Source organism: Bradyrhizobium sp. AUGA SZCCT0182 (assembly GCF_018130185.1).
GTDB lineage: Bacteria > Pseudomonadota > Alphaproteobacteria > Rhizobiales > Xanthobacteraceae > Bradyrhizobium.
Window position 1 is genome coordinate 25,629 of sequence record NZ_JAFCLY010000005.1, and the last position, 20,332, is coordinate 45,960.

The following is a 20,332-nucleotide window of genomic DNA, read 5'->3' on the forward strand; positions in this document are numbered from 1 at the left end:
GAGGAGATTTCATGTTGAAGAAATTGACGATTGTAGTGGCGGCTTCCGCTGCCGCGCTTGTTGCCGCCACCAGCGCCGGTATGGCGCAGACCAAACTCAAATGGGCGCACGTCTATGAGACGTCAGAGCCGTTCCACACCGCTTCGGTGTGGGCCGCGCAGGAGATCGGCAAGCGCACCAACGGCCGCTATGCGGTCGACGTCTATCCGGCCTCGCAGCTCGGCAAGGAAGCCGACATCAACCAGGGCCTTTCGCTGGGTTCGGTCGACATCATCATCTCCGGCTCCAGCTTCGCCGCCAAGAGCTTCCCGCCGATCGGCGTGACCTATTATCCCTACACCTTCCGCGATGCCGATCATCTCCTGGCCTACACCAAGAGCGATGTCTTCAAGGACCTCACCAAGGGCTATGAAGACAAGACCGGCCACCGCATCGTGGCGGTGACCTATTACGGCGTGCGTCACACTTCGTCGAACCGGCCGATCAAGGCCTGCGCGGACATGAAGGGCCTCAAGATACGCGTGCCCGACGTGCCGGCGTATCTGGCGATGCCGCGCGCCTGCGGCGCCAACACCGCGCCCATCGCCTTCGCCGAGGTTTACCTGGCGTTGCAGAACGGCACCGTGGAAGCCCAGGAAAATCCGCTCACCACGATCGAGGCGAAGAAGTTCTACGAGGTGCAGAAGCACATCGTGCTGACCGGTCACATCGTCGACCACCTCAACACGATCATTTCCGGTGGGCTCTGGAAGAAGCTCAGCGAAGAGGATCGCAAGATCTTCACCGAAGTGACCCAGGAAGCCGCTGCCAAGGCAACCGGCGAGATCAAGGTCAACGAAGCCAAGCTGGTCGATTTCTTCAAGCAGAAGGGTCTCACCGTCACCGAGGTCGACAAGGCCGCGTTCCGTGACACCGTGATCAAGACCACGAGCTTTGAAAGCTTCGACTACCGCAAGGCCGACTGGGATCGCATCCAGGCGGTGAAGTGACGACGAAGTCGTCATCCCGGGGCGACGCGTCAGCGTCGAACCCGGGATCTCCAGATTCCGGGTTCGGCTCTCCGAGCCGCCCCGGAATGACGTGAGTCAATCACGCGACGCGACTTGGGGATTAAACGCATGTCTACGGCTGAAGTGCACAAGCAGATCACGGCGGAGGAGATCGCGCATACGTTCGAGGACGAGGCGCCGAAGGGCACCGACCTCAGTGGGTATGCGTTCGAAGACTGGCTGGCGCTCGCGATCTTCTGGATCATGGCGCTGTGCGTATTCCTGCAGTTCTTCACCCGCTATGTCCTCAACGACAGCTATGCCTGGACCGAGGAGATCGCGACCTATTGCCTGATCGGCGTGGTGTTTATCGGCTCGTCGATGTGCGTGCGGCTGTCGCGGCACATCCAGGTCGACCTGGTGTTCCGGTATCTGCCGCATGCGGCGGCGCGTGCGCTCTCGACCGTGATCGACCTGATCCGGATCGCGTTCTTCGGATATGCGATCAAGCTGGTCTGGGTCTACATCCAGATCATCGGCGAAGAGCGGATGACGACGATCAAGATTGAAAAAGGTTTTGTCTACTACGCCGTGTTGCTCGGCTTCGTGCTGATGTTCGGCCGCTCGATCCAGATCGCGATCGAAAACTGGCGGCGGGGCTATTCGATACTGGAGCGCCCCGGCGCGTTCGACGGAACGGAAGGCTGACGCCATGCTGCTGTTGCTTGGGGCATTTCTGCTGTTGATGCTGGTCGGCCTTCCCGTCGCGCTGGCGATGGCGGTGTCGTCGCTGTTGTATATTCTCGTCACCGGCATCACGCCCGACGTGACGCTGGCGCAGCGCATGATCGCTGGTGTCGAGAGCTTTCCGCTGCTCGCGGTTCCCTTCTTCATTCTCGCCGGCAATCTGATGAACATCGCCGGCGTCACCGGGCGCATCTACAGCTTTGCGGTCGCGCTGGTAGGCTGGATGCGCGGCGGCCTCGGCCACGTCAACATCGTCGGCTCGGTGATCTTTTCCGGCATGTCCGGCACCGCGATCGCGGATGCCGCGGGCCTCGGCACCATCGAAATCAAGGCGATGAAGGACCACGGCTATTCGACGGAATTTTCGGTCGGCGTGACCGCGGCCTCGGCTACTCTCGGGCCGATCATCCCGCCGTCGCTGCCGTTCGTGATCTACGGCATGATGGCTAACGTCTCGATCGGCGCACTGTTTCTCGCAGGCCTCATTCCCGGCCTCGTCATGACCTTGATGATGATGGCGACGGTGGCCTATTTCGCCCACAAGAACGGCTGGGGCGCCGATACGCCGTTCTCCTGGCGGCAGGTTGGATCGGCCGGGCTCGAGATCGTCGTCGTCCTGTGTTTTCCGCTTGGGGTGTGGTTGCTGGTGCTCGCCGGGCTCTCGACCAACATGGCGGTCGGGATCGGCCTTGCGGCGTTGCTGGCGATTGACTGGTATTTCGATTTCTCCGCCGTGATGGCGCTGATGGCACCGGTCATCCTGATCGGCGGCATGACGCTGGGCTGGTTCACGCCGACGGAGGCCGCGGTTGCCGCCGTGATCTGGTCGCTGTTCCTGGGGCTGGTGCGCTATCGCTCGATGACGATGCAGACCGTGGCGAAGGCGACGTTCGACACCATCGAGACCACCGCGTCCGTGCTGTTCATCGTCACGGCGGCCTCGATCTTCGCCTGGTTGCTGACGGTGTCGCAGGCTGCTCAAATCCTGACCGACACGATGCTCGGGATCACCCAGAACAAATGGGTGTTCCTGCTGCTGGCGAACATCCTGATCCTGTTCGTCGGCTGCTTCATCGACACCATCGCCGCGATTACCATTCTGGTGCCGATCCTGCTGCCGATCGTGCTGAAATTGGGCATCGATCCCATTCATTTCGGGCTGATCATGACGCTGAACCTGATGATCGGCCTGTTGCACCCGCCACTCGGCATGGTGCTGTTCGTTCTCGCCCGCGTCGCAAAGCTCTCGGTCGAGCGCACGACGATGGCGATCCTCCCCTGGCTGGTGCCGCTGTTGCTGGCGCTCGTCGCGATCACCTACATCCCGGAGCTGACGCTCTGGCTGCCAAAATATATGGGACTTGCAAAATGACATCGATGGCTTTGGCTGCAACACTGTTTGGCCCCGAGGACCTGCGCATGGTCGAGCGGCCGCTCGATCCGTTGGCGTCAGGCATGGTGCGGATTCGCTTCGGCGCCGGCGGCATTTGCGGCTCGGACATGCATTACTACCGCCATGCCCGCACCGGCGATTTCGTCGTCACCTCGCCGCTGGTGCTCGGCCATGAGATCGCAGGCGAAGTCGTCGAGATCTCGGGCAGCGCGCCCGGCCTGAAGACCGGCGATCGCGTCGCCGTCAATCCGTCGCGCTGGTGCGGCCACTGCACGCCGTGCCGCGAGGGCCGGTTGAACCTGTGCGAGAACATCTTCTTCATGGGCTCGGCTTCCAAGACGCCGCATATGCAGGGTGGCTTTTCCAGCCTGTTCGACGCCATCCCGGCGCAGTGCGTGAGGATTCCAGACCATGTGACATACCAGGCGGCGGCGCTGGCCGAGCCGCTGGCAGTCTGCCTGCACGCGGTGGCCCGCGCCGGCGACGTCAGCGGAAAACGCGCGGTGCTGTTCGGCTCGGGCCCCATTGGGCTGCTGACGATGCTGGCCGCGCGCCGCGCCGGCATTGCCGAAGTGACCGTCGTCGATATCGCCGCCGCGCCATTGGCGTTCGCCACGCGGCTCGGCGCCAATCACGTAATCGACATCTCCAAGGGCGATGAGGCCCTGAAGGCGGTGGCGCCCTACGACGTGGCGTTTGAAGTTTCCGGCACGGCGGCCGGCCTTGCCAGCGCGATCGGCGCGGTCAGGCGTGGCGGCGTCGTCGTCCAGATCGGCAACCTGCCGGGCGGACAAATTCCAATGCCGGCGAACGCCGTGATGGCCAAGGAGATCGACCTGCGCGGCTCGTTCCGCTTTGGCCCGGAATTCATGACCGCGGTCGAACTGATTTCCGACGGCAGCGTCGATGTGCTGTCGCTGGTGACCGCCGAGCGTCCGCTGTCGGTCGCACCCGATGCGGTTCGCCTCGCGCTCGACCGCTCGCAGAGCGTCAAGGTCGTGCTGACGGCACAGTGACCGGAAGATATTCAGGAGATTTCCCATGATGCTGCAGGGATGGCGGTGGTACGGGCCGGACGATCCGGTGTCGCTCGACGATATCCGCCAGGCCGGTGCCACCGACGTGGTCACCGCGCTGCACCAGGTGCCGATCGGCGAAGCCTGGACGCGATCAGGCGTCGAGCAGCGCAAGCACATCATCGAGAAAAGCCAGCCCGGTCGTTCGCAGCTGACCTGGTCGGTGGTGGAATCGATTCCGATCCCCGACGACGTCAAGCGGCTCGGCGGTAGGGCGACGCGCTCGATCGAGGCCTGGATCGCGAGTCTGGAGGCGGTGGCCTCCGCCGGGATCAAGATCATCTGCTACAATTTCATGCCTGTCGTGGACTGGTGCCGAACCGATCTGGAATGGGAACTGCCGAGCGGCGCCAAGGCGATGCGCTTCGACCAGGAACGGTTCGCGGCGTTCGATCTGCACATCCTGCAGCGCCCGGAAGCGGCGGCGGAATATTCGGAAAGCGCGCGCGCCCGTGCCAAGCAGCTTCACGCCGGGATGACGCAGGCCGATATCGATGTCCTCGTCACCAACATCGCCAGCGCCTTGCCGGGATCGACCACCGATCCCCTGACCATTCCGCAGTTCCGCGACCGCTTGCAGCAATATAGCGGCATCACCACCGCGGTGCTGCGCCAGCATCTGATCGAGTTTCTCGCGCGCGTCACGCCCGTTGCTGAGCAGCTTGGCGTGACGCTGACGCTGCATCCGGACGATCCACCGCGGCCGCTGTTCGGTCTGCCGCGCATCGCTTCATCGGCGGAAGACTACCAGGCGCTGTTCGACGCGGTTCCTTCCAAGGCGAACGGCATCTGCTTTTGCACCGGCTCGCTCGGCGTACGTGCGCAGAACGATCTGCCGGCGATCGCGAGACAATTCGCGCCGCGGATCGGCTTTGCGCATCTGCGCGCGACCAAGCGCGAGGCCGACTGCCTGTCGTTCTTCGAATCCGACCATCTCGATGGCGACGTCGACATGATCGCTGTTCTCAAGGCATTGCTGAGCGAAAACCGGAAACGTTCGGCAGGTGAAAAAATCATATTCCGGCCGGACCACGGCCATCGCATGCTCGACGATCTCGCCGAGACCAAGCGCACCAATCCCGGCTACACCGCGATCGGCCGGCTGCGTGGGCTGGCTGAACTGCGCGGCGCCATCCGCGCCATCGAGCACGCGGGTTGATCGCGGCGCGACAATTCATGACCTGACGTAGGCGGTTCTAACCCGGCGTGAAGGTCGCGACGATCATTCTTTGCAGCGCTGGCCAGTTTTTGTCTTCGACTACCAGGCGGAAGCCGAGATTGGCGGGTGGCACGCCGGCGGCGCAGCCGCCGGTGCGAGGATCGCGGATGAAGTCGGTCATATAGGTCCGGTGGGCGCCCTGCACGACGCGAACGCCGCAATTGGTGTTGGTCACGCGCGCAGCCCCCGTCGGCTCCAGCGTCATGCGAAGGAAGCAGCTGTTGGTCCATTCCCAGATATTGCCGCCGACATCCAGCAGCCCGTTTTCGTTGCGACCGAAGGCGCCGACCGGTTGCGGGTCGAGCGCGCCGGGCCGCGCCCGGTTGGCTTCCGCCTCGTAACGCGCAATCCAGGCCTGCGCGGGATCGACCGGGTCGACCAGCGGCAGCGCTTCGTCGCGGACCTTCTGGCCGGCAGCGAACACCCATTCCTCGTCGGTGGGAAGGCGGTGCAGGACCCCGGTCTGGTTCGTCAGCCATTCGGCATAGGCCGTTGCATCCCGCCAGCTGACGCCGACCATTGGACGCTCCGCCATCGCGGAGGCTTGCGGGATTTTAGGACATCGGCCGTCATCGGCGCAGCGCGCATATTCGCCCGCGGTGACCTGACGGTTCATGATCTTGATGCTGGCGGCTAGAAGCGCTTCACCTAGCGGGGCTGGCGCGGGTTTGCCGTCGCGGGAGAAATCGCCGGCGAGCCGATACTGAAACGGTTTTGCGGCAATTTCGGTGATCGCGGAATCGACGGGGTGGGCAACAGGGGCGACCGTCAGCGCGATCGGACTGGCCAGAACGGCCGCTGTTATCGCGGCCTTAATTTTCATGGCGAGCAGCATGGGGCGGTCCTCCGGTCACCGCGGCCCGCAGCAATTGCTTCAGGCCGCGAGGTCGTTATCTGGTTTTCACCACAGCATCAGCCGCGCTGGACTTGCCGGGCAGGATCGGGCCGGGAGGCTGTACCTGCTTCATGAGGTCGTTGTTCCATTTGCCCTCGACCTTGAAGTGGGCAGTGGCGCCGAGTTCGACGGCCTCGATCAGGTTGTGGTTGACGTAGGCGTAGATGCCGGGCTGCCTGAACGTGTAGAGCGCCGCTCCTGCTGAGCCGCCACGAATGAACCAGGTCTCGAGATCCTTCTCCGGCGGGTTGACGAACTTGCCGGTCTCCCAGACGTAATCGCCGTGACCGCCGATCAGATGCGGACGGCTGTCGCGATTGGCCTGCGAATGAACGATCATGACGGTCTCGCCGACCTTCGACGTCATCGCATTCTTGCCGGTGAGGGCGCCGACCTTGCCGTTGAAGACGACGTGGGTCGGGATCAGCTTGCGCATGACCTCGGTGGTGTCGGCGAACGATTCTCCGACCGTTTCGTAGCTCTTGTATTTTCCCTTCTCGTCCTTGGGCACGTAGAGGTCGTTCTCGCCAACGTAATAGAGGCGGTCGTAGCGCAGCGCCTTGCCCTCGCGGTTTTTCAGGCCGTCGCGCGGCAGCACCATCACGGTGCCGTGCATGCCCGACACGACGTGCCAGGGAATCATGCCTTCCGGGGCACAGTGATAGATGAACGTTCCGGTGCGCGTTGCTTTCCAGCGCAGAACCACCTGTTCGCCGGGGTTCACATGGGTCAGAGCGCCGCCGCCCAATGCGCCCGTCGCGGCATGGAAGTCGATGTTATGAGGCATCGCATTGGTTTCGGGGTTGACCAGCGTCACCTCGACGTAATCGCCCTCATGGACGACCATCAGCGGACCGGGCATCGAGCCGTTGAAGGTCATCGCCTGGAACTTGGTGCCGGCCTCGTCGATGACGACTTCCTTCTCCGTGATGACAAGTTTGAACTCGATGATCTTCGGGCCTTCCTTGGTGGCCTGTTCGTGCGGATGCACGAACGGCGGCGCCACCAGCGCAACCGCCTGACGCGGCAGGTTGAGATCGTCGGCGGCCAGCGCGGGGACGGCAACGACAAGCGCGGCGACTGCGACGCCGAGCAATGCGATACGGCGGGTGATCATGACACTCTCCTGTTGGTGTCTGCATTTGAATTTCGTGTCACCCTTGTGCCCCAAGGATCGGAAGCGCTCTTTGCGCCAGCGCAAGCTTTCCGGAAAGAAGACCAATCGCGCCGCTGTTTGCTCCCGAACAAAGAAAGAAGTGGTCGGGTGCCTAGGCTGGCAGCATGAAAAAGAGCATGCCCACGCCTGACATGACGGTCGACCAGGTGATGAACCGCTGGCCTGCTTCGATACGGGTGTTCATGGATTTCAGGATGGGCTGCGTCGGCTGCCCGATCGCGACATTCCACTCGATTGACGAAGCCAGCCGCGAGCACGAGGTAGACGGCGGTGCGTTCCTGACGGCACTGCGCGCCATCGTTCAAGCCTGAACGGGTCCTAGTTGCCGATCTTACCGGTCGATCTTATTTGCCTTGGCCTTCCGCGATTTCGAACAGTCGGTGGGGATCGCGCAGCACGATGCGCTGTCGTCCGCCCTCGACCAGGCCCTGTTGCTCCCATGCGCTGAGAATGCGGCTCACGGTGTGCAGGGTGGTGCCGGTCATCTCGGCGACATCCTGCCGGCTGATCGGAAAATCGATCTCGACGCCATGCTCGACCTTGCGGCCTGCCTGCTTGGCCAGGCGCAGCAGCGCATGCGCGACGCGCTGCTCGACCTGTTCGCTGGACATTTCGAGGACGCGGTCCTGCGTATCCTGCAATCTGCTGCCGACGGTCTGCAACGCGCCTGCCGCCAGCGCCGGGAACTTCGCGGTCAGCTGCGGCCACAGCGGCGATGGCCACGACAAGGCCACGCTGTCGACGACCGCAATCGCAGTTGCCGGATAATTTTTGAGCGCCAGCGCCTGCGCGACGCCAAACAATTCACCCGCCGAGACGTAGCGAACCACGATTTGCTGACCCTGCGGCGTGGTCTTTTCAACCCGTAGATGGCCGTGCAGCAAAACGAAGAACGAATGAGCTTCGCCGCCCTGGTCGAATACGCTGCTGTCTTTCGGATATCTGACCGATCGGGCGTCGCACAGGATGGCGTCGAGATCGTCGGCGCTCAAGGAGGCGAAGATCGGGACATTTGCGACAATTGAACGGTCGAGGGGGGCCATGGGAGGTTCCGGATGCCGTTCTGAAATCGGACGTAGAACTAGGGATGGCAATCGGCCGCCTTCATTTGGCGTGACCGGCGCTGCAGCCTCATCATACCGCGACAATCGGCTGGGAGCTTGCGCTAAAACAAGTTCCGCCCGGCGATTGGGGACTAGAAGGCGCGCATGGGGTCCGAATGGAGACCCGACCGATCGACAGGAGATCAGGATGCGCAGATATTTGGTAATGGTCGTGGTGGCCGCAGCCATGGCGGTGGCCGGTGGCGCAACGGCGGCCGAAGTCGAAGTCAAGATGCTCAACAAGGGAACCGAAGGATTGATGGTTTTCGAGCCGGCCCTGGTAAAGGTTGCGCCGGGCGATACCGTCAAGTTCGTGTCGACCGACAAGGGGCATAACGCGGAGACCATCAAAGGCATGCTGCCGGACGGCGGGGCCACCTTCATCGGAAAGATGGGTGAGGATGTCGCCGCCAAATTCGATCAGGCCGGAATCTATGGCGTCAAATGCGCGCCACATTACGGCATGGGCATGGTGGCGATGATCGTGGTGGGGACGCCCGCCAATGAGGAGCAGGCCAAGGCCGTGCCTCAGGTCGGCAAAGCCAAACAGGTATTTGCCGGGCTGTTCGCAAAGCTTGCCGCGACAAAGACGGCAGCGAAATAAATTGATGGCATGAAAGAAAGGAAAGCGGCCTTGTCGGCCGCTTTCCTTGTTTTATCGCGCGCCAGGCAGTTCCGAAATGTGCCCTTCGGCGTTGCCTGAACAATGGCCGCAGCACATGCTTTCGGCTGTAGGGGAACTGGATGGTGCCGTCGCAACCATTTCTGTCCCGTCGCGAGTGATTTTCGAGTCGTCCTGAGGCTGGATCGGCAACAGTCCCAAGCCCGTCCGTAGTCGCGCAAAGATTCGCATCGTCTATCTCCATTTTGCTGAACCTTCTTGCGAATACGCCTGGGCGGGGCCGTCGTCTTTGCGCCTCGACAAAGAGGACGCGCTTCGCGCCGGCTAGGGTGCGGCCAGCAACAGCCAGAGCAGGGTCCAAATCATGTCAGTATCGCGCTTGAGAGATTATCGAGGCCCCGCCTTGTTTTCGTATGGCTTCCGACCGTTCTTCTTTTTCGGATCCGTCTATGCTGGTGCCATCATTCTGATGTGGCTGCCGGTGTTTTACGGTCGGCTGCAGCTCAGCACGGCGTTCGCGCCCCGGGACTGGCATGTCCATGAGATGCTGTTCGGATATATCGCGGCCGTTGTCGCCGGTTTTCTGCTCACAGCGGTGCCGAACTGGACGGGCAGATTGCCGCTGCAGGGCAGGCCGCTGATCCTGCTGTTCTCGACCTGGGTTGCAGGCCGAATTGCCGTCAGCTTTTCGGCCTGGATTGGCTGGGCGCCGGCCGCGGCGATCGATTCGGTGTTTCTCATCCTGCTGGCGGCTTCCGCCGCGCGCGAGATCATTGCGGGCAAGAAGTGGGGCAATCTCATGATCGTCGCCATCATCAGCCTGCTCGCCGCCGGCAATCTGGCGTTTCATCTGGAGGCGCATTTCGAAGGCTTGGCCGAATACACCACCCGTGGCGGCATCGCCGTGGTGATCAGCCTCATTGCGCTGATCGGCGGGAGGATCATTCCAAGCTTCACCCGCAACTGGCTGGCAAAACGAACTCCCGGCCAGATGCCCGCGCCGTTCGGCCGCTTCGATGTCGCGACCATCGCCTTGAGCGTGCTCGTCCTCCTGTTCTGGGTTGTGCGACCGCTGGACCGGACCACCGGCGGATTGTTGCTGGTCTGCGGCGGCATGCACCTGATCCGGCTTGTGCGCTGGACCGGATACCGGACATTCGCCGACCGGCTGGTGCTGATCCTGCACGTTGCCTATGCGTTCGTCCCGGCGGGATTCATCCTCACCGCGCTCAGCGCCTTCGACCTCGTGGCGCCGAGCGCTGGAATCCATGCGTGGACTGGAGGAGCGATCGGCACTATGACACTGGCGGTGATGAGCCGGGCAACGCTCGGTCATACCGGACAGCGGCTCCAAGCGTCTCCGGCGACACAGCTGATTTACGCTGCGGTGATTATCGCCGCCCTCGCGCGGGTCTGCGCCGTGCTGGAAACGGACCACACGGGTCCGCTGCTGGTGGCTGCCGGTATCGCCTGGGCTGCGGCGTTTCTCGGATTTGCCGCAATCTACTCGGTGGCGTTCTGGTCGCCACGCCGGCACTAAGAGCGATAGGCCGAACGACGTAAGGCATCTCAACTGCTGATTGGCCTGACACAAAACTCTCTATCCCGGCTCGACGGTTGCGGTGATCATTTCCGCAAGCCGCGGCCTGCTTTTGGCCGGCCGTACGGGCTGGCGCCGTGCGACGGGTCAGGCCATGTTAGGCGAGTTCGACCGGAGCGCGTGACGGGGATGAAACCTTTGCGGTGCGGCAGCCTATACGCTCGGCGCGCCATCGGGCGTGTCAGATGAAGGACGCTGGCAAAACCAAAATGGGCCTGCGCAAGGCCGCTGCGGCGGCGCAGTTCGATTGCGCGACCGCGTTCCAGAAAATTGCGCTGGACTGCGTCGGCAAGGTCAGGCTGCATCACAGCAGCGCCTGCGCCGGCGATGCCGAAGCCGTGCATCAGATTCGTGTCGCCATTACCCGGCTGCGGTCCGCCGTATTCTTCTTCGCTTCGATCGTGGTTGATGCGGAATGGCGGCGCCTGAAGAAGGAGCTTGCATGGCTGAACGGCTCGCTCGGCGCCGCGCGCGACAGCGACGTGGTCGTGGAATATGCACGCCGCGAACGGTACCGGGACTGGGCGCAACGCATGATCGGCGAGGATATCGATGCGCATCAGACGCGCGATCATCGCCGGATGGTTCGCTGCCTGCGTTCCCCGCGATTTCATGACCTGATCGAGGCGATGTCCGGCTGGATCGGGGGCGGATCATGGCTCCCGCGTTGGGAGCGGATGCTGCGCCGCAAGTCCGCAAGGCCGCTGAAGGCCTATTGCAAGCGCGAGCTCAATCGCTGGCGCCGGCGGCTGATCCGCAAAGGCCGGCGGCTCAAAGCCCTCGGCGCATCAGATCGTCACCGGCTGCGGATCAGGGCGAAGCGATTTCGCTACATGCTGGAGGCGCTGACGGGCATCGTCCCGGTGTTCGGCGATAGCGAATTCCGTCACGTCCACAAGCCGGCGAAGCAGCTGCAACGCACGCTCGGCGATCTTCGCGATCTCAAGCGCTTCGCAAGGCCCGGACTGTCGGCTCAAGGCGATAATCCAGGCCAACGCTGGCCACCGGGCTATCGCCGGCAACGGCAAAGGTTGCGGAGCGCCGCGATATCAGCCTATCGCGGTCTCAAGGACGCAGGGGCATGCTGACCGGCGCTTGATCCGGATCAAACGAAAGTTGCGGAGGAAACGCATTTTCCGCGCATGGCCCCGTATCCGGTCCTCGGCTATGATGCCCAAGTCCAAATCGGCTTACCCGCAATGCCTGACGGCTCCGCTACGGCCCATACCTATCGTCCGAAACTCGCTACCGTGCTGGCCGAGGGATACAATCTTGGCCACCTCCGCCGCGATATGCTGGCGGCGCTGACGGTTGCGATCGTGGCGCTGCCGCTGTCGATGGCGATCGCCGTCGCCTCGGGCGTTTCGCCCGAGCGGGGATTATATGCCGCCGTCATCGGCGGCTTTTTAGTCTCGGCGCTCGGGGGCAGCCGCTATCAGATCGGCGGCCCGGCCGGCGCTTTCATCGTGCTGGTCGCGGCCACCGTCACCAAATTCGGCCTGGAAGGCCTGTTGCTGACCGTCTTCCTCTCCGGGTTCATGCTGGCCCTGATCGGCCTGCTGCGGCTTGGCGCGCTCATTCGCTACATTCCGCACGCCGTGACCGTCGGCTTCACCTGCGGCATCGCGGTCACGATCTTTGCCAGCCAGCTGCGCGATCTCGGCGGCCTGAAATTAGGCGGTGCCGAACCCGGACCGTTGCTGCCCAAGCTTGCGGCACTCGGTCAGGCGCTGCCGACCATCAGCGCGGCCGCACTTGCGGTCGGCATCGGCTCGGTCGCCTTGATCTTAATGCTGCGGCGGCTGGCGTTGAACTGGCCGGGCATGCTGATCGCGGTGACGCTCGCCTCGGTGGCGGCATGGCTGTTCGGCCTGTCGGTCGAGACCATCGGCAGCCGCTTTGGCCAGCTGCCGGACGGATTGCCGGGACCGCGGTTGCCATCGATCTCGTATGCGTCCGTGCTCGAAGTGCTGCCGGCCGCGCTCTCCTTCACGCTGCTGGGTGCGGTCGAGAGCCTGCTCTCGGCCAAGGTCGCCGATGGCATGACGGGGCGCAAGCACCGCTACAACATGGAAGTCGTGGCGCAGGGTGTCGCCAACGTCGCCTCCGCACTGTTCGGCGGCATCTGCGTCACCGGAACGATCGCGCGCACGGCCACCAATATTCGCGCCGGTGCCGTCAGCCCGGTCTCCGGCATGATGCATGCGCTGTTCGTGCTTGTGTTCATGGTGGTCGCAGCGCCGCTGGCAAGCTTCATCCCGCTGTCGGCGCTGGCGGGCGTGCTTGTCGTGGTGTGCTGGAACATGGCGGAGAAGGAAGAATTCCTTGATCTGCTGCACGATTGGCGCGGCGCCGGCGTGCTGCTCGCCACTTTCGGCCTCACTCTGATCGAGGACCTTACGGTAGGCATCATCGCCGGCTGTGCGCTGGCGGCGGCGTTCGCGGTCTATGATCGCGTCATGCGATCGCGCGGCAACTCCTGAACACCAGCGCGGCTGGCCGCCAGCGGCGATCGGCGTTACACTTCCCAGGCAACAGAGGGAGCGACATCGATGTGGCAGCGGGCGTTCTATCACGAGGGAATGAGCGAACTGCAGGACCGGTTCGACGGGCGGCGTGTGGCCGAGGCGATCGAACGGCACCGCAAGCATTATGAGTTCTGGGATGACGAGAAGGCGTTGATCGAGAGTTCGCCGTTCTTCTTCATCGGTACTTCCTTTGCGGATTATGTCGACTGCAACATCAAGTCGGGCGATCCCGGTTTCGTGAAAATCGTTGGCCCCAACACAATCGAATATCCGGAGTATGACGGCAATTCGATGTACCGGACGCTCGGCAATTTGTCGCGAAATCCGAATGTCGGGTTGCTGTTCGTGCGCTTCGACGGCAAGAGCCGGCGCATGCGTATCAACGGCCGTGCTGTTATCCTCGACGACGCGGCGGCGATCAGCCGGCATTACGGCGCGCAACTCGTGGTGCGGATCGAGTGCGAAATCTATCCGAACTGCCCGCGCTATGTGCCGGACCTCGCCGGCGCCAATCCGTCGCCCTACGTTCCCCGCGAAGGCGCGGGGCCTCCGCCGGCGCCGGAATGGAAGGGCCGCGATTACATCCGGGACATCCTGCCCGCCGGCGATCCGCATGCGGAGGTCGTCAAGGCGGGTCCGCGCGAGAGCTGAACGTTTGCCCTAAGGCCGCGGCCGGTGGGCGGCCGACACCGTCACGTCAGGGCCAGGTTTGATGGGCCCGCTGACATACTTGTGTGAGTCGAGCGGATCGCACGTGACCGTGCGTGTCTTGTCGATTTCCTCGCCGACTGTTTTCGTCATTGGCGCGAAGCTGCCGTCTTTTGTCTTCAGGATGATGGGTTCCCCCTGCAGGCAGAAATCGGGGAATGCGATGCCGTGTCCGTCCTGACCTGCGAATTTTCCGACCAGCAGTTGGGATGCCTGCATCCTGGCGGCCGCCGATGCCCGCATCGGGCGTTTCGGATCGAACGGGCGATAGCAGGGGTAATCAGGAAGCGATTGGAACTTGTACTTCACCGTGCAGGCCGCCCCGCCGGTCTTCACGAAAGGCGCGTCCGAGGGGCCGTCCGCAGCACGCTCGAATACCAGCGTTTCCAGACTCAATGATTCGGCATTGGGACCGGCAGATCCGTCCGCAATTTCTGCACGCGAGAAAACAAGCTTGGTTTTCGAATGCTCCTCGCGTGTTTCGAGCACAAGGACAGGCCGCGAGGCCCAGGATGGGTGCAGGTTTACGTCACTTCCATTCATCGTGAGCTTCACATCGCCGACGGCAGGGCTTTCTTTATCAAAATCAATCATGCGGACACCGACTTCATCCTTCGAAGACTCCAGACTGAGGAAGCGGAGATCGTCTCTTTTGCGCGTGATCGGCATCATCGGATCAAAACGGTCGTCGATGTCAAACTTCACCGTCTTCTTGATTCTTGATCCCGAAGCTTTTTTTTCCTGGGAGTGCGCGGTGACATCGATAACCAGCATGGTTCCTTTAGACGAGTATTTGACGCCCAGAGCATTCTGGAGAAGTCTGACCGGAAGCAATGCCGGTGATGGTGCAATATCACGCGCGAACAGGATTTGCTGACCTGGACGGACGACTGCAAAGTTTTGAAAGGCGCCGAGGCCGGCGCCGCCGGAAACTTCCGGTCCGGAGAGGAGAATGCAATCGGCTTGGTCGTCGTTCTTTACCGTTTCTCGCTCGACCTTCCTGGACGCGGACCGCAGACAGAAGCTCAGGCTGCGATCATCTTCCCGCTTCGCGCTGATCGCGGCTGCGAAAATGCCATTCGCAGTTGGTATCTCCATTGGAAGTGGTGAGCTCGCATACATATCGACCTCAACCATTGTAAGTTGGGAGCCCGCCTCCTCGGAGCAGAGGTCACGCTTTGGCAATGTGTGGGTCAACAGCTTCGCGGCATCCGCCAGGACCAGGCAGGAGATGGTGTCTCCCGGATTGTTCCGCGTCACCCAGATCAGATGATTCTTGCCCGCACCATCGACCAGCAGATGCGGTGCGGCGTGATGACGTCGCGGCGGCAGCCAAACCGGACTGGTGTTGGATAGAATTTGATCTTCGCGCCTGAGCAAGGCGTCGGGAAGCCGATCGATCCCGACCGATCGGAGTTCCGCGCTGACGTCGCTCCGGCGTTCGGTGGTTTGAAAGACCGGTACGTCCTTGCAGGTGACACAGGTCACCGTAAGGTTTGATCGTTTATTCTCGAATGTCAGAATGACTTGATCGGGCTCGTCGTGGTACTTCTCCCGATCGATGGATTTAAAGGGATGATCGACCACCCGGCTGACCAGGAATCCGCTGGAACGCCAGGGATCCGAATCGAATTCGAAGTAGGTCGACCGGTCCCAGGCGCGATAGGCGTCGGCGCCGCCGATGCTCACGCCCGCCAGAACCATTTTTGAATCGGTCTCGCAACGTGCCGCCTGATCCGCATCGTCGCCGTTCCGGATATAGAGGCAGAGCCGGAAAGCCGCATTCTGCATGATGCGATCGCAGTCGTTCTGGTTATAGCCGTAGGTGGCCAGGCCATGGCGATAGCACAGATCGTGAAACACGCACGCCTGCCGGAACCTTTGCAACACGAGATGGCGTCTGCCTTTATCGTCTGCGCGATGGTCGAAGAAAATGTTCGTCAGGGCAGGGAGGCTGCAGTTCAATCCTTCGCCGCTGCCGCCGATGGTGCTGACGACGTCGGGGCCGGATTGGAAGGAAGCAACGGTGGGTGGCATCTCGCTGTCGGAAACGTCATCGACGTTCTTGTAGATGGAGTTGACCATCGTCTGGTGAAGGAAAATCATGTCAACGAGTACGATCAGCACCGGAAGCACAACTGCCGTCACGCAGGCGGCCAGCAATCCAACTCCAAAACGCTTCGACATGAGATCCCCCGCGCGCCAGGAGCGAGAAACGGCCGGAACAGGCGCTTTGCTTCAAGCGCGATGTCCGGTCAGATTGCCGTTCGCGACTTCACAAAATGAAAGAGACTTATCTCGGAGGAAAGACAACCATAGGTTAGGGCGATGTCAAGCGCGTGGTTTCACAAGGCAGCATAGCCGGCGATTGCAACTTCGTGATCAGGCCCGCGCCGGATCGTCGCATGCGCGGATGGGCTTGGACGCGGTGCCACGCCTAATCCCGCGGGGCCGGCTTGGTCGCAAATTGCGGGAACTTGTCGGCGACGATGGGGCCGTCGGTGCGCCAGGAATAGCAGCCGCCGATGAAGAACGGCCGTTCACCGGAGTTGCGCTGCTCGTCCATCGAATCGCGGCCTTCCGGATCCTTGCCGTACGACATGGTCTGAAACAGCGTGGTCACGGCCGGGCCCAATAGCTCCGACAGATGGGTGCAGCCCTCGAGCCGGCCGATCTTGCGGCGGACCACCTCGCGCCATCCCTTGCCGATGCTCTCGCCGACCAGCCGCTGCAGGATCGGCTCGACGTCGATGCAGGTGGGATAAGGCGTCTCCGCCATGGTGGCTTCGGCCTCGTGGATCCTCATGGTGTCGTCGATCGCCAGCCGCAGGCGGATATCGTGCACGGGATCGCCGGGCTTCAGTTCCTCGCGATAGTGGTCGGCGGCCTGCGTGAACGGCTTTGTATCGACCAGCCGCGCCTCGACTTCCCAGAGCCCGTCGTCCCTGATGTAGCCGTTGCATTCGACCGTTCGCGTATGCATCAGGCGACGCCCGGTTCCGTCGGCGGCCTTGTCTTGGGGCATGTTGCTGTCCTCAGGCGAATTTGACGATCATTTTACCGAGCGCGGATCGCGACTGCATGGTCTTGAACGCCTCGCGAAAATTCTCGAACGGAACGACCTTGCCGACCACGGGACTCAACTGGCCCGAGGCGAGCCATTCGAACAATTGTGCGATCAGGCGGGTATGGGTTTCCGGCTCGCGCTTCTGGATTTGCGCCAGATCGACGCCGAGCAGGGCGCCGCCCTTGAGCAGCGGCAGATTGAAGGCCAGGGCCGGAATGGTGCCGGAGGCAAATCCGACCACCAGGTGCCGTCCGCGCCAGGCGATCGAGCGAAACGCCTGCAGCGCCACCTCGCCGCCAACAGGGTCGAAAATAACATCCGGACCGTTGCCGCCGGTCAGCGTCTTCAGGCTGTCGCGCCAGTCCGCCTTGGTGTAGTCGATGGTTTCATCGGCGCCGTAACCTGCGGCGAATTCGCGCTTCTCATGCGTCGAGGCCGCCGCGATCACCTTGGCGCCCATCAGCTTGCCGAGTTGTACCGCCGCGATGCCGACGCCGCCTGCCGCGCCCAGCACCAGCAGCGTTTCGCCCTTGCGCAGTTCGGCGCGCGCATCCAGCGCGTAAAGTCCGGTCAGATAGTTCGCCTGAAAAGACGCTCCCGCCTCAAAGGTAGTCTTTGGCGGCAAGTGCTTCAGCGCCGCTGACGGCACGCAGATGTATTCGGCGAGCGCGCCGGATCTGACCATGCCAACCACGGGCATGCCCGGCTTGAACGCGGCGACGTCGCCTGCGGCAGCGTCGACCACGCCAGCGAATTCCGTGCCCGGCACGAACGGCAGCGGGTCCTTGGTCTGATACAGCCCTTGCACCTTCAAGCCGTCGACGAAGCCGATGGCAGCGGCGCCGATCCTGACGCGGACACCGCCGGACGGGATATCGGGCATCGGCATCTCCTTGATGGAGATGCCGTCAATCGAATCGTAATTCTCGACCACCACGGCTTTCATGCAATTGGTCCCAAAGTCTTTCCTGGCGCCGTGCTGTGACCCGGCATCTTGATGTGTTTGCAGATTCTGAGAGCCAACGCTACTCGGCCGCCTCGGCCTGCCGGTCGATCTGCTCGGCACCGGCCTTGATCAGGGGAATGAGGTCGCGGCCGATCGCCATCGTGTCATGCGGATTCTCAAATCCGCGCAGCAGGAACGAATGGATGCCGAGCCGGTAATACCTGAGCACCGCAGCCGCGATCTGCTCGGGCGTTCCCACCAGGCAGGACGTATTGCCGGGCGCGCCGGTGGCGCGCGCGATCCCCATCCATAAGCGCTCATCATGCACGTCGGCGCGCGCGGCATAGCCCAGCAGGCGTTCGCTGGAATGGTTGCTCGGCTTCGGCGCTTCGCCCGTTTTGCGTTCGACATCCGCCAGCAGCGCATGCGCCTTGTCCCAGGCTGCGCCCTCGGTTTCCGCCATGATCGGGCGCAGCGACATGTTGAAATCGGCGCGCCGTCCGAACGCGGCGGCGCGACGGCGGAAATCATCGACGCGGGCGCGCGTCTCGGCGAGCGGCTCGCCGAAGATAGCGAACACATCGCAATGCGCGGCGCCCATTTCCAGCGCGCCTTCCGAGGAGCCGCCGAAGAACAGACGGGGATAGGGCTGCTGAAACGGTTTGATATCGCTGTACGCGCCCTCGATGCGATAGAATTCGCCCTTGTGGTCGAAGGGGCTGTCGCTGGTCCAGATCCGGCGCATGACATCGAGATATTCCGCGGCGCGGCGGTAGCGGTCGTTCTTGGGCAGGAAGTCGCCTTCGCTGGCCTGGTCCTGGTCGCTGGTGCCGGCGATGACGTGCAGCCACATCCGTCCCTGCGTCAGCTGGTCGAAGGTCGCGATCTGCCGTGCCGCCAGCGCCGGTGCCACCGAGCCCGGGCGATGCGCGATCAGGAATTTTATTCGCTCGGTATGATCAGCGGCATACAGCGCGATCGCAAAACCTTCGGCGGCCGAGGCGTAATATCCGACCAGCACGGAATCATAGTTCCACTGCTCATGCAGGCGGGTGAAATCGATCACCCATTCGCGCGATATCTGGCCCTTGATCAGGTGAACCGCGACGCCCTCCTGCTGGGTGCCGATCATACCGATGATTTTCGCTGGCATGGCTGTTTCCCCGGGGTATTTGTTCGTTGTCCGAATGAAACGCGCAACAACAGGGGAAATCAAGCGCTTCAGGGGCCGGAAGCTGTGTCAGCCTTGCAACCATGCCATCAGGAAATAACGCCGCCAGGGCATCGCCGTTGCTGGGGGCAATGCCATGACTTATGAGAGGGGCAGGGGCACCTCGCGTGGTGAAGTATGAGCATGGACAAGCATACGCTTCGCAGCGGCGCGACTGAGGCGACCATCAAGGCCGATGGCGCCGAACTGTGCTCGCTCCGAAATGAAGGGATAGAGCTGCTTTGGCAGGCGGGGCCGGCATGGCCGCGCCACTCGCCGTTGTTGTTTCCGATCGTCGGCCGCCTCAACAATGATCAACTGCGCCACCGTGGCAAAACCTATCCGATGACCCAGCATGGCTTTGCCAGGGATCACCGGTTCGAGTGGGTGGAGCAGGGAGCGACGTCCTGCAAGCTGGTGCTTGTCGACAGCGAGGCGACGCGCGCCCGCTATCCCTTCGCGTTCCGGCTCGAGGTTACCTACAGCGTTGAAAATGCCGGCCTGAAACTGGCGTTCGACATCACCAACACCGGCAACGAGACTTTGCCGGCTTCGATCGGCGCCCATCCCGCGTTCAACTGGCCATTGCTGCCGGGGTTGGAAAAGGAAGCCTACGCGCTTACCTTCTCGGACGAAGAGCCCGCGCCGATCCGCAGGCTGGCAGGCGGCCTGATGCGCGCCAAGGCCGAACCGTCGCCGGTTCGCGGCAACAGCCTCCCCCTTTCGGAGCGGCTGTTCGAAGACGATGCGGTTATCATCGACCAGCTCGCGAGCGGATCGGTTCGCTATGCGGCCGATCGTGGGCCTTCGATCGAGATGTCCTGGGAAGGATTTTCCGAGCTCGGCGTCTGGTCGAAACCTGATGGCGCGGCGTTTCTCTGCATCGAGCCCTGGCATGGATTCGCCAGCCCGTCGGAGTTCGACGGCGAATTCACCGGCAAGCCCGGATTGATGCAGATTGCGCCGGGCGAGAAGCGGAGCCTCTGCTATCGGATACGCGCGGGTTGAGGTTGCGAACGTCAATCGACGGGCATTTTCGGCTGATTTTAGGG

The 20,332-nt window shown here is 62.6% G+C and carries 18 protein-coding genes and 1 pseudogene; 12 read left to right on the forward strand and 7 right to left on the reverse strand.

Annotated features, from left to right (window positions below):
* Nucleotides 1-11 precede the first annotated feature (11 nt).
* From JQ611_RS07520 to uxuA, 5 genes are all read left to right on the forward strand, one after another.
* Nucleotides 12-989, forward strand: coding sequence for a sialic acid TRAP transporter substrate-binding protein SiaP (locus tag JQ611_RS07520; protein WP_212268133.1), 978 nt, complete (start codon nucleotides 12-14; stop codon nucleotides 987-989).
* A 129-nt stretch (nucleotides 990-1,118) separates the two neighbouring features.
* Entirely contained in the window at nucleotides 1,119-1,697 is a 579-nt protein-coding gene (locus JQ611_RS07525; protein WP_212465054.1) for a TRAP transporter small permease, read from the forward strand.
* 4 nt (nucleotides 1,698-1,701) lie between these two features.
* Nucleotides 1,702-3,108 carry a TRAP transporter large permease gene (locus JQ611_RS07530; protein WP_212268129.1) on the forward strand — a complete coding sequence of 469 codons (1,407 nt, stop codon included), beginning with the start codon at nucleotides 1,702-1,704 and terminating at the stop codon, nucleotides 3,106-3,108.
* A complete protein-coding gene (locus JQ611_RS07535; RefSeq protein ID WP_212268127.1) occupies nucleotides 3,105-4,145 on the forward strand; it encodes an L-idonate 5-dehydrogenase in 1,041 nt (346 codons plus the stop codon). Before JQ611_RS07530 ends, JQ611_RS07535 begins: the two co-directional genes overlap by 4 nt.
* 25 nt (nucleotides 4,146-4,170) lie before the next feature.
* Nucleotides 4,171-5,364, forward strand: coding sequence for a mannonate dehydratase (uxuA, locus tag JQ611_RS07540; RefSeq protein WP_212268125.1), 1,194 nt, complete (start codon nucleotides 4,171-4,173; stop codon nucleotides 5,362-5,364).
* A 37-nt stretch (nucleotides 5,365-5,401) separates the two neighbouring features.
* On the opposite strand, the gene JQ611_RS07545 is transcribed toward uxuA, so the two are convergent.
* On the reverse strand, nucleotides 5,402-6,259 hold the full coding sequence (locus JQ611_RS07545; RefSeq protein ID WP_212465055.1) for an SUMF1/EgtB/PvdO family nonheme iron enzyme: 858 nt from the start codon (nucleotides 6,257-6,259) through the stop codon (nucleotides 5,402-5,404).
* A 55-nt stretch (nucleotides 6,260-6,314) separates the two neighbouring features.
* Nucleotides 6,315-7,436, reverse strand: coding sequence for a copper-containing nitrite reductase (gene nirK, locus JQ611_RS07550; RefSeq protein ID WP_212268121.1), 1,122 nt, complete (start codon nucleotides 7,434-7,436; stop codon nucleotides 6,315-6,317).
* A gap of 176 nt (nucleotides 7,437-7,612) precedes the next feature.
* Between nirK and JQ611_RS07555 the strand changes: the two genes are divergently transcribed.
* Nucleotides 7,613-7,807, forward strand: coding sequence for a DUF1858 domain-containing protein (locus JQ611_RS07555; RefSeq protein WP_212465056.1), 195 nt, complete (start codon nucleotides 7,613-7,615; stop codon nucleotides 7,805-7,807).
* 33 nt (nucleotides 7,808-7,840) lie between these two features.
* Here JQ611_RS07555 and JQ611_RS07560 read toward each other — a convergent pair whose 3' ends face one another.
* Complete coding sequence (locus JQ611_RS07560) at nucleotides 7,841-8,539, reverse strand: Crp/Fnr family transcriptional regulator (RefSeq protein WP_212268118.1); 699 nt, start codon at nucleotides 8,537-8,539, stop codon at nucleotides 7,841-7,843.
* Between the two features lie 208 nt (nucleotides 8,540-8,747).
* On the opposite strand from JQ611_RS07560, the gene JQ611_RS07565 reads away from it, so the two are divergent.
* From JQ611_RS07565 to JQ611_RS07585, 5 genes and pseudogenes are all read left to right on the forward strand, one after another.
* On the forward strand, nucleotides 8,748-9,203 hold the full coding sequence (locus JQ611_RS07565; protein ID WP_212268116.1) for a pseudoazurin: 456 nt from the start codon (nucleotides 8,748-8,750) through the stop codon (nucleotides 9,201-9,203).
* Between the two features lie 382 nt (nucleotides 9,204-9,585).
* Entirely contained in the window at nucleotides 9,586-10,761 is a 1,176-nt protein-coding gene (locus JQ611_RS07570) for an NnrS family protein (RefSeq protein ID WP_249133013.1), read from the forward strand.
* A 245-nt stretch (nucleotides 10,762-11,006) separates the two neighbouring features.
* On the forward strand, nucleotides 11,007-11,909 hold the full coding sequence (locus tag JQ611_RS07575) for a CHAD domain-containing protein (RefSeq protein ID WP_212268114.1): 903 nt from the start codon (nucleotides 11,007-11,009) through the stop codon (nucleotides 11,907-11,909).
* Between the two features lie 111 nt (nucleotides 11,910-12,020).
* A pseudogene (locus tag JQ611_RS07580) lies at nucleotides 12,021-13,256 on the forward strand (SulP family inorganic anion transporter); the annotation flags it as partial.
* A 117-nt stretch (nucleotides 13,257-13,373) separates the two neighbouring features.
* Nucleotides 13,374-14,000 (forward strand): pyridoxamine 5'-phosphate oxidase family protein, encoded by a 627-nt coding sequence (locus tag JQ611_RS07585; protein WP_212465057.1) that lies wholly within the window; start codon nucleotides 13,374-13,376, stop codon nucleotides 13,998-14,000.
* A 9-nt stretch (nucleotides 14,001-14,009) separates the two neighbouring features.
* Here JQ611_RS07585 and JQ611_RS07590 read toward each other — a convergent pair whose 3' ends face one another.
* The 4 genes from JQ611_RS07590 to JQ611_RS07605 form a co-directional block, all read right to left on the reverse strand.
* The gene (locus JQ611_RS07590) at nucleotides 14,010-16,244 is read right to left on the reverse strand and encodes a hypothetical protein (protein ID WP_212465058.1); all 2,235 of its coding nucleotides are present in this window, start codon (nucleotides 16,242-16,244) and stop codon (nucleotides 14,010-14,012) included.
* A gap of 250 nt (nucleotides 16,245-16,494) precedes the next feature.
* Nucleotides 16,495-17,082, reverse strand: coding sequence for a DUF2889 domain-containing protein (locus tag JQ611_RS07595; RefSeq protein ID WP_212465059.1), 588 nt, complete (start codon nucleotides 17,080-17,082; stop codon nucleotides 16,495-16,497).
* Between the two features lie 10 nt (nucleotides 17,083-17,092).
* The gene (locus JQ611_RS07600; protein WP_212465060.1) at nucleotides 17,093-18,070 is read right to left on the reverse strand and encodes an NADPH:quinone oxidoreductase family protein; all 978 of its coding nucleotides are present in this window, start codon (nucleotides 18,068-18,070) and stop codon (nucleotides 17,093-17,095) included.
* Nucleotides 18,071-18,149: 79 nt separating this feature from the next.
* Nucleotides 18,150-19,223, reverse strand: coding sequence for an LLM class flavin-dependent oxidoreductase (locus JQ611_RS07605; RefSeq protein WP_212465061.1), 1,074 nt, complete (start codon nucleotides 19,221-19,223; stop codon nucleotides 18,150-18,152).
* 195 nt (nucleotides 19,224-19,418) lie between these two features.
* Between JQ611_RS07605 and JQ611_RS07610 the strand changes: the two genes are divergently transcribed.
* Nucleotides 19,419-20,288, forward strand: a complete 870-nt coding sequence (locus tag JQ611_RS07610) for an aldose 1-epimerase family protein (RefSeq protein ID WP_212465062.1) — start codon at nucleotides 19,419-19,421, stop codon at nucleotides 20,286-20,288.
* Nucleotides 20,289-20,332 lie beyond the last annotated feature (44 nt).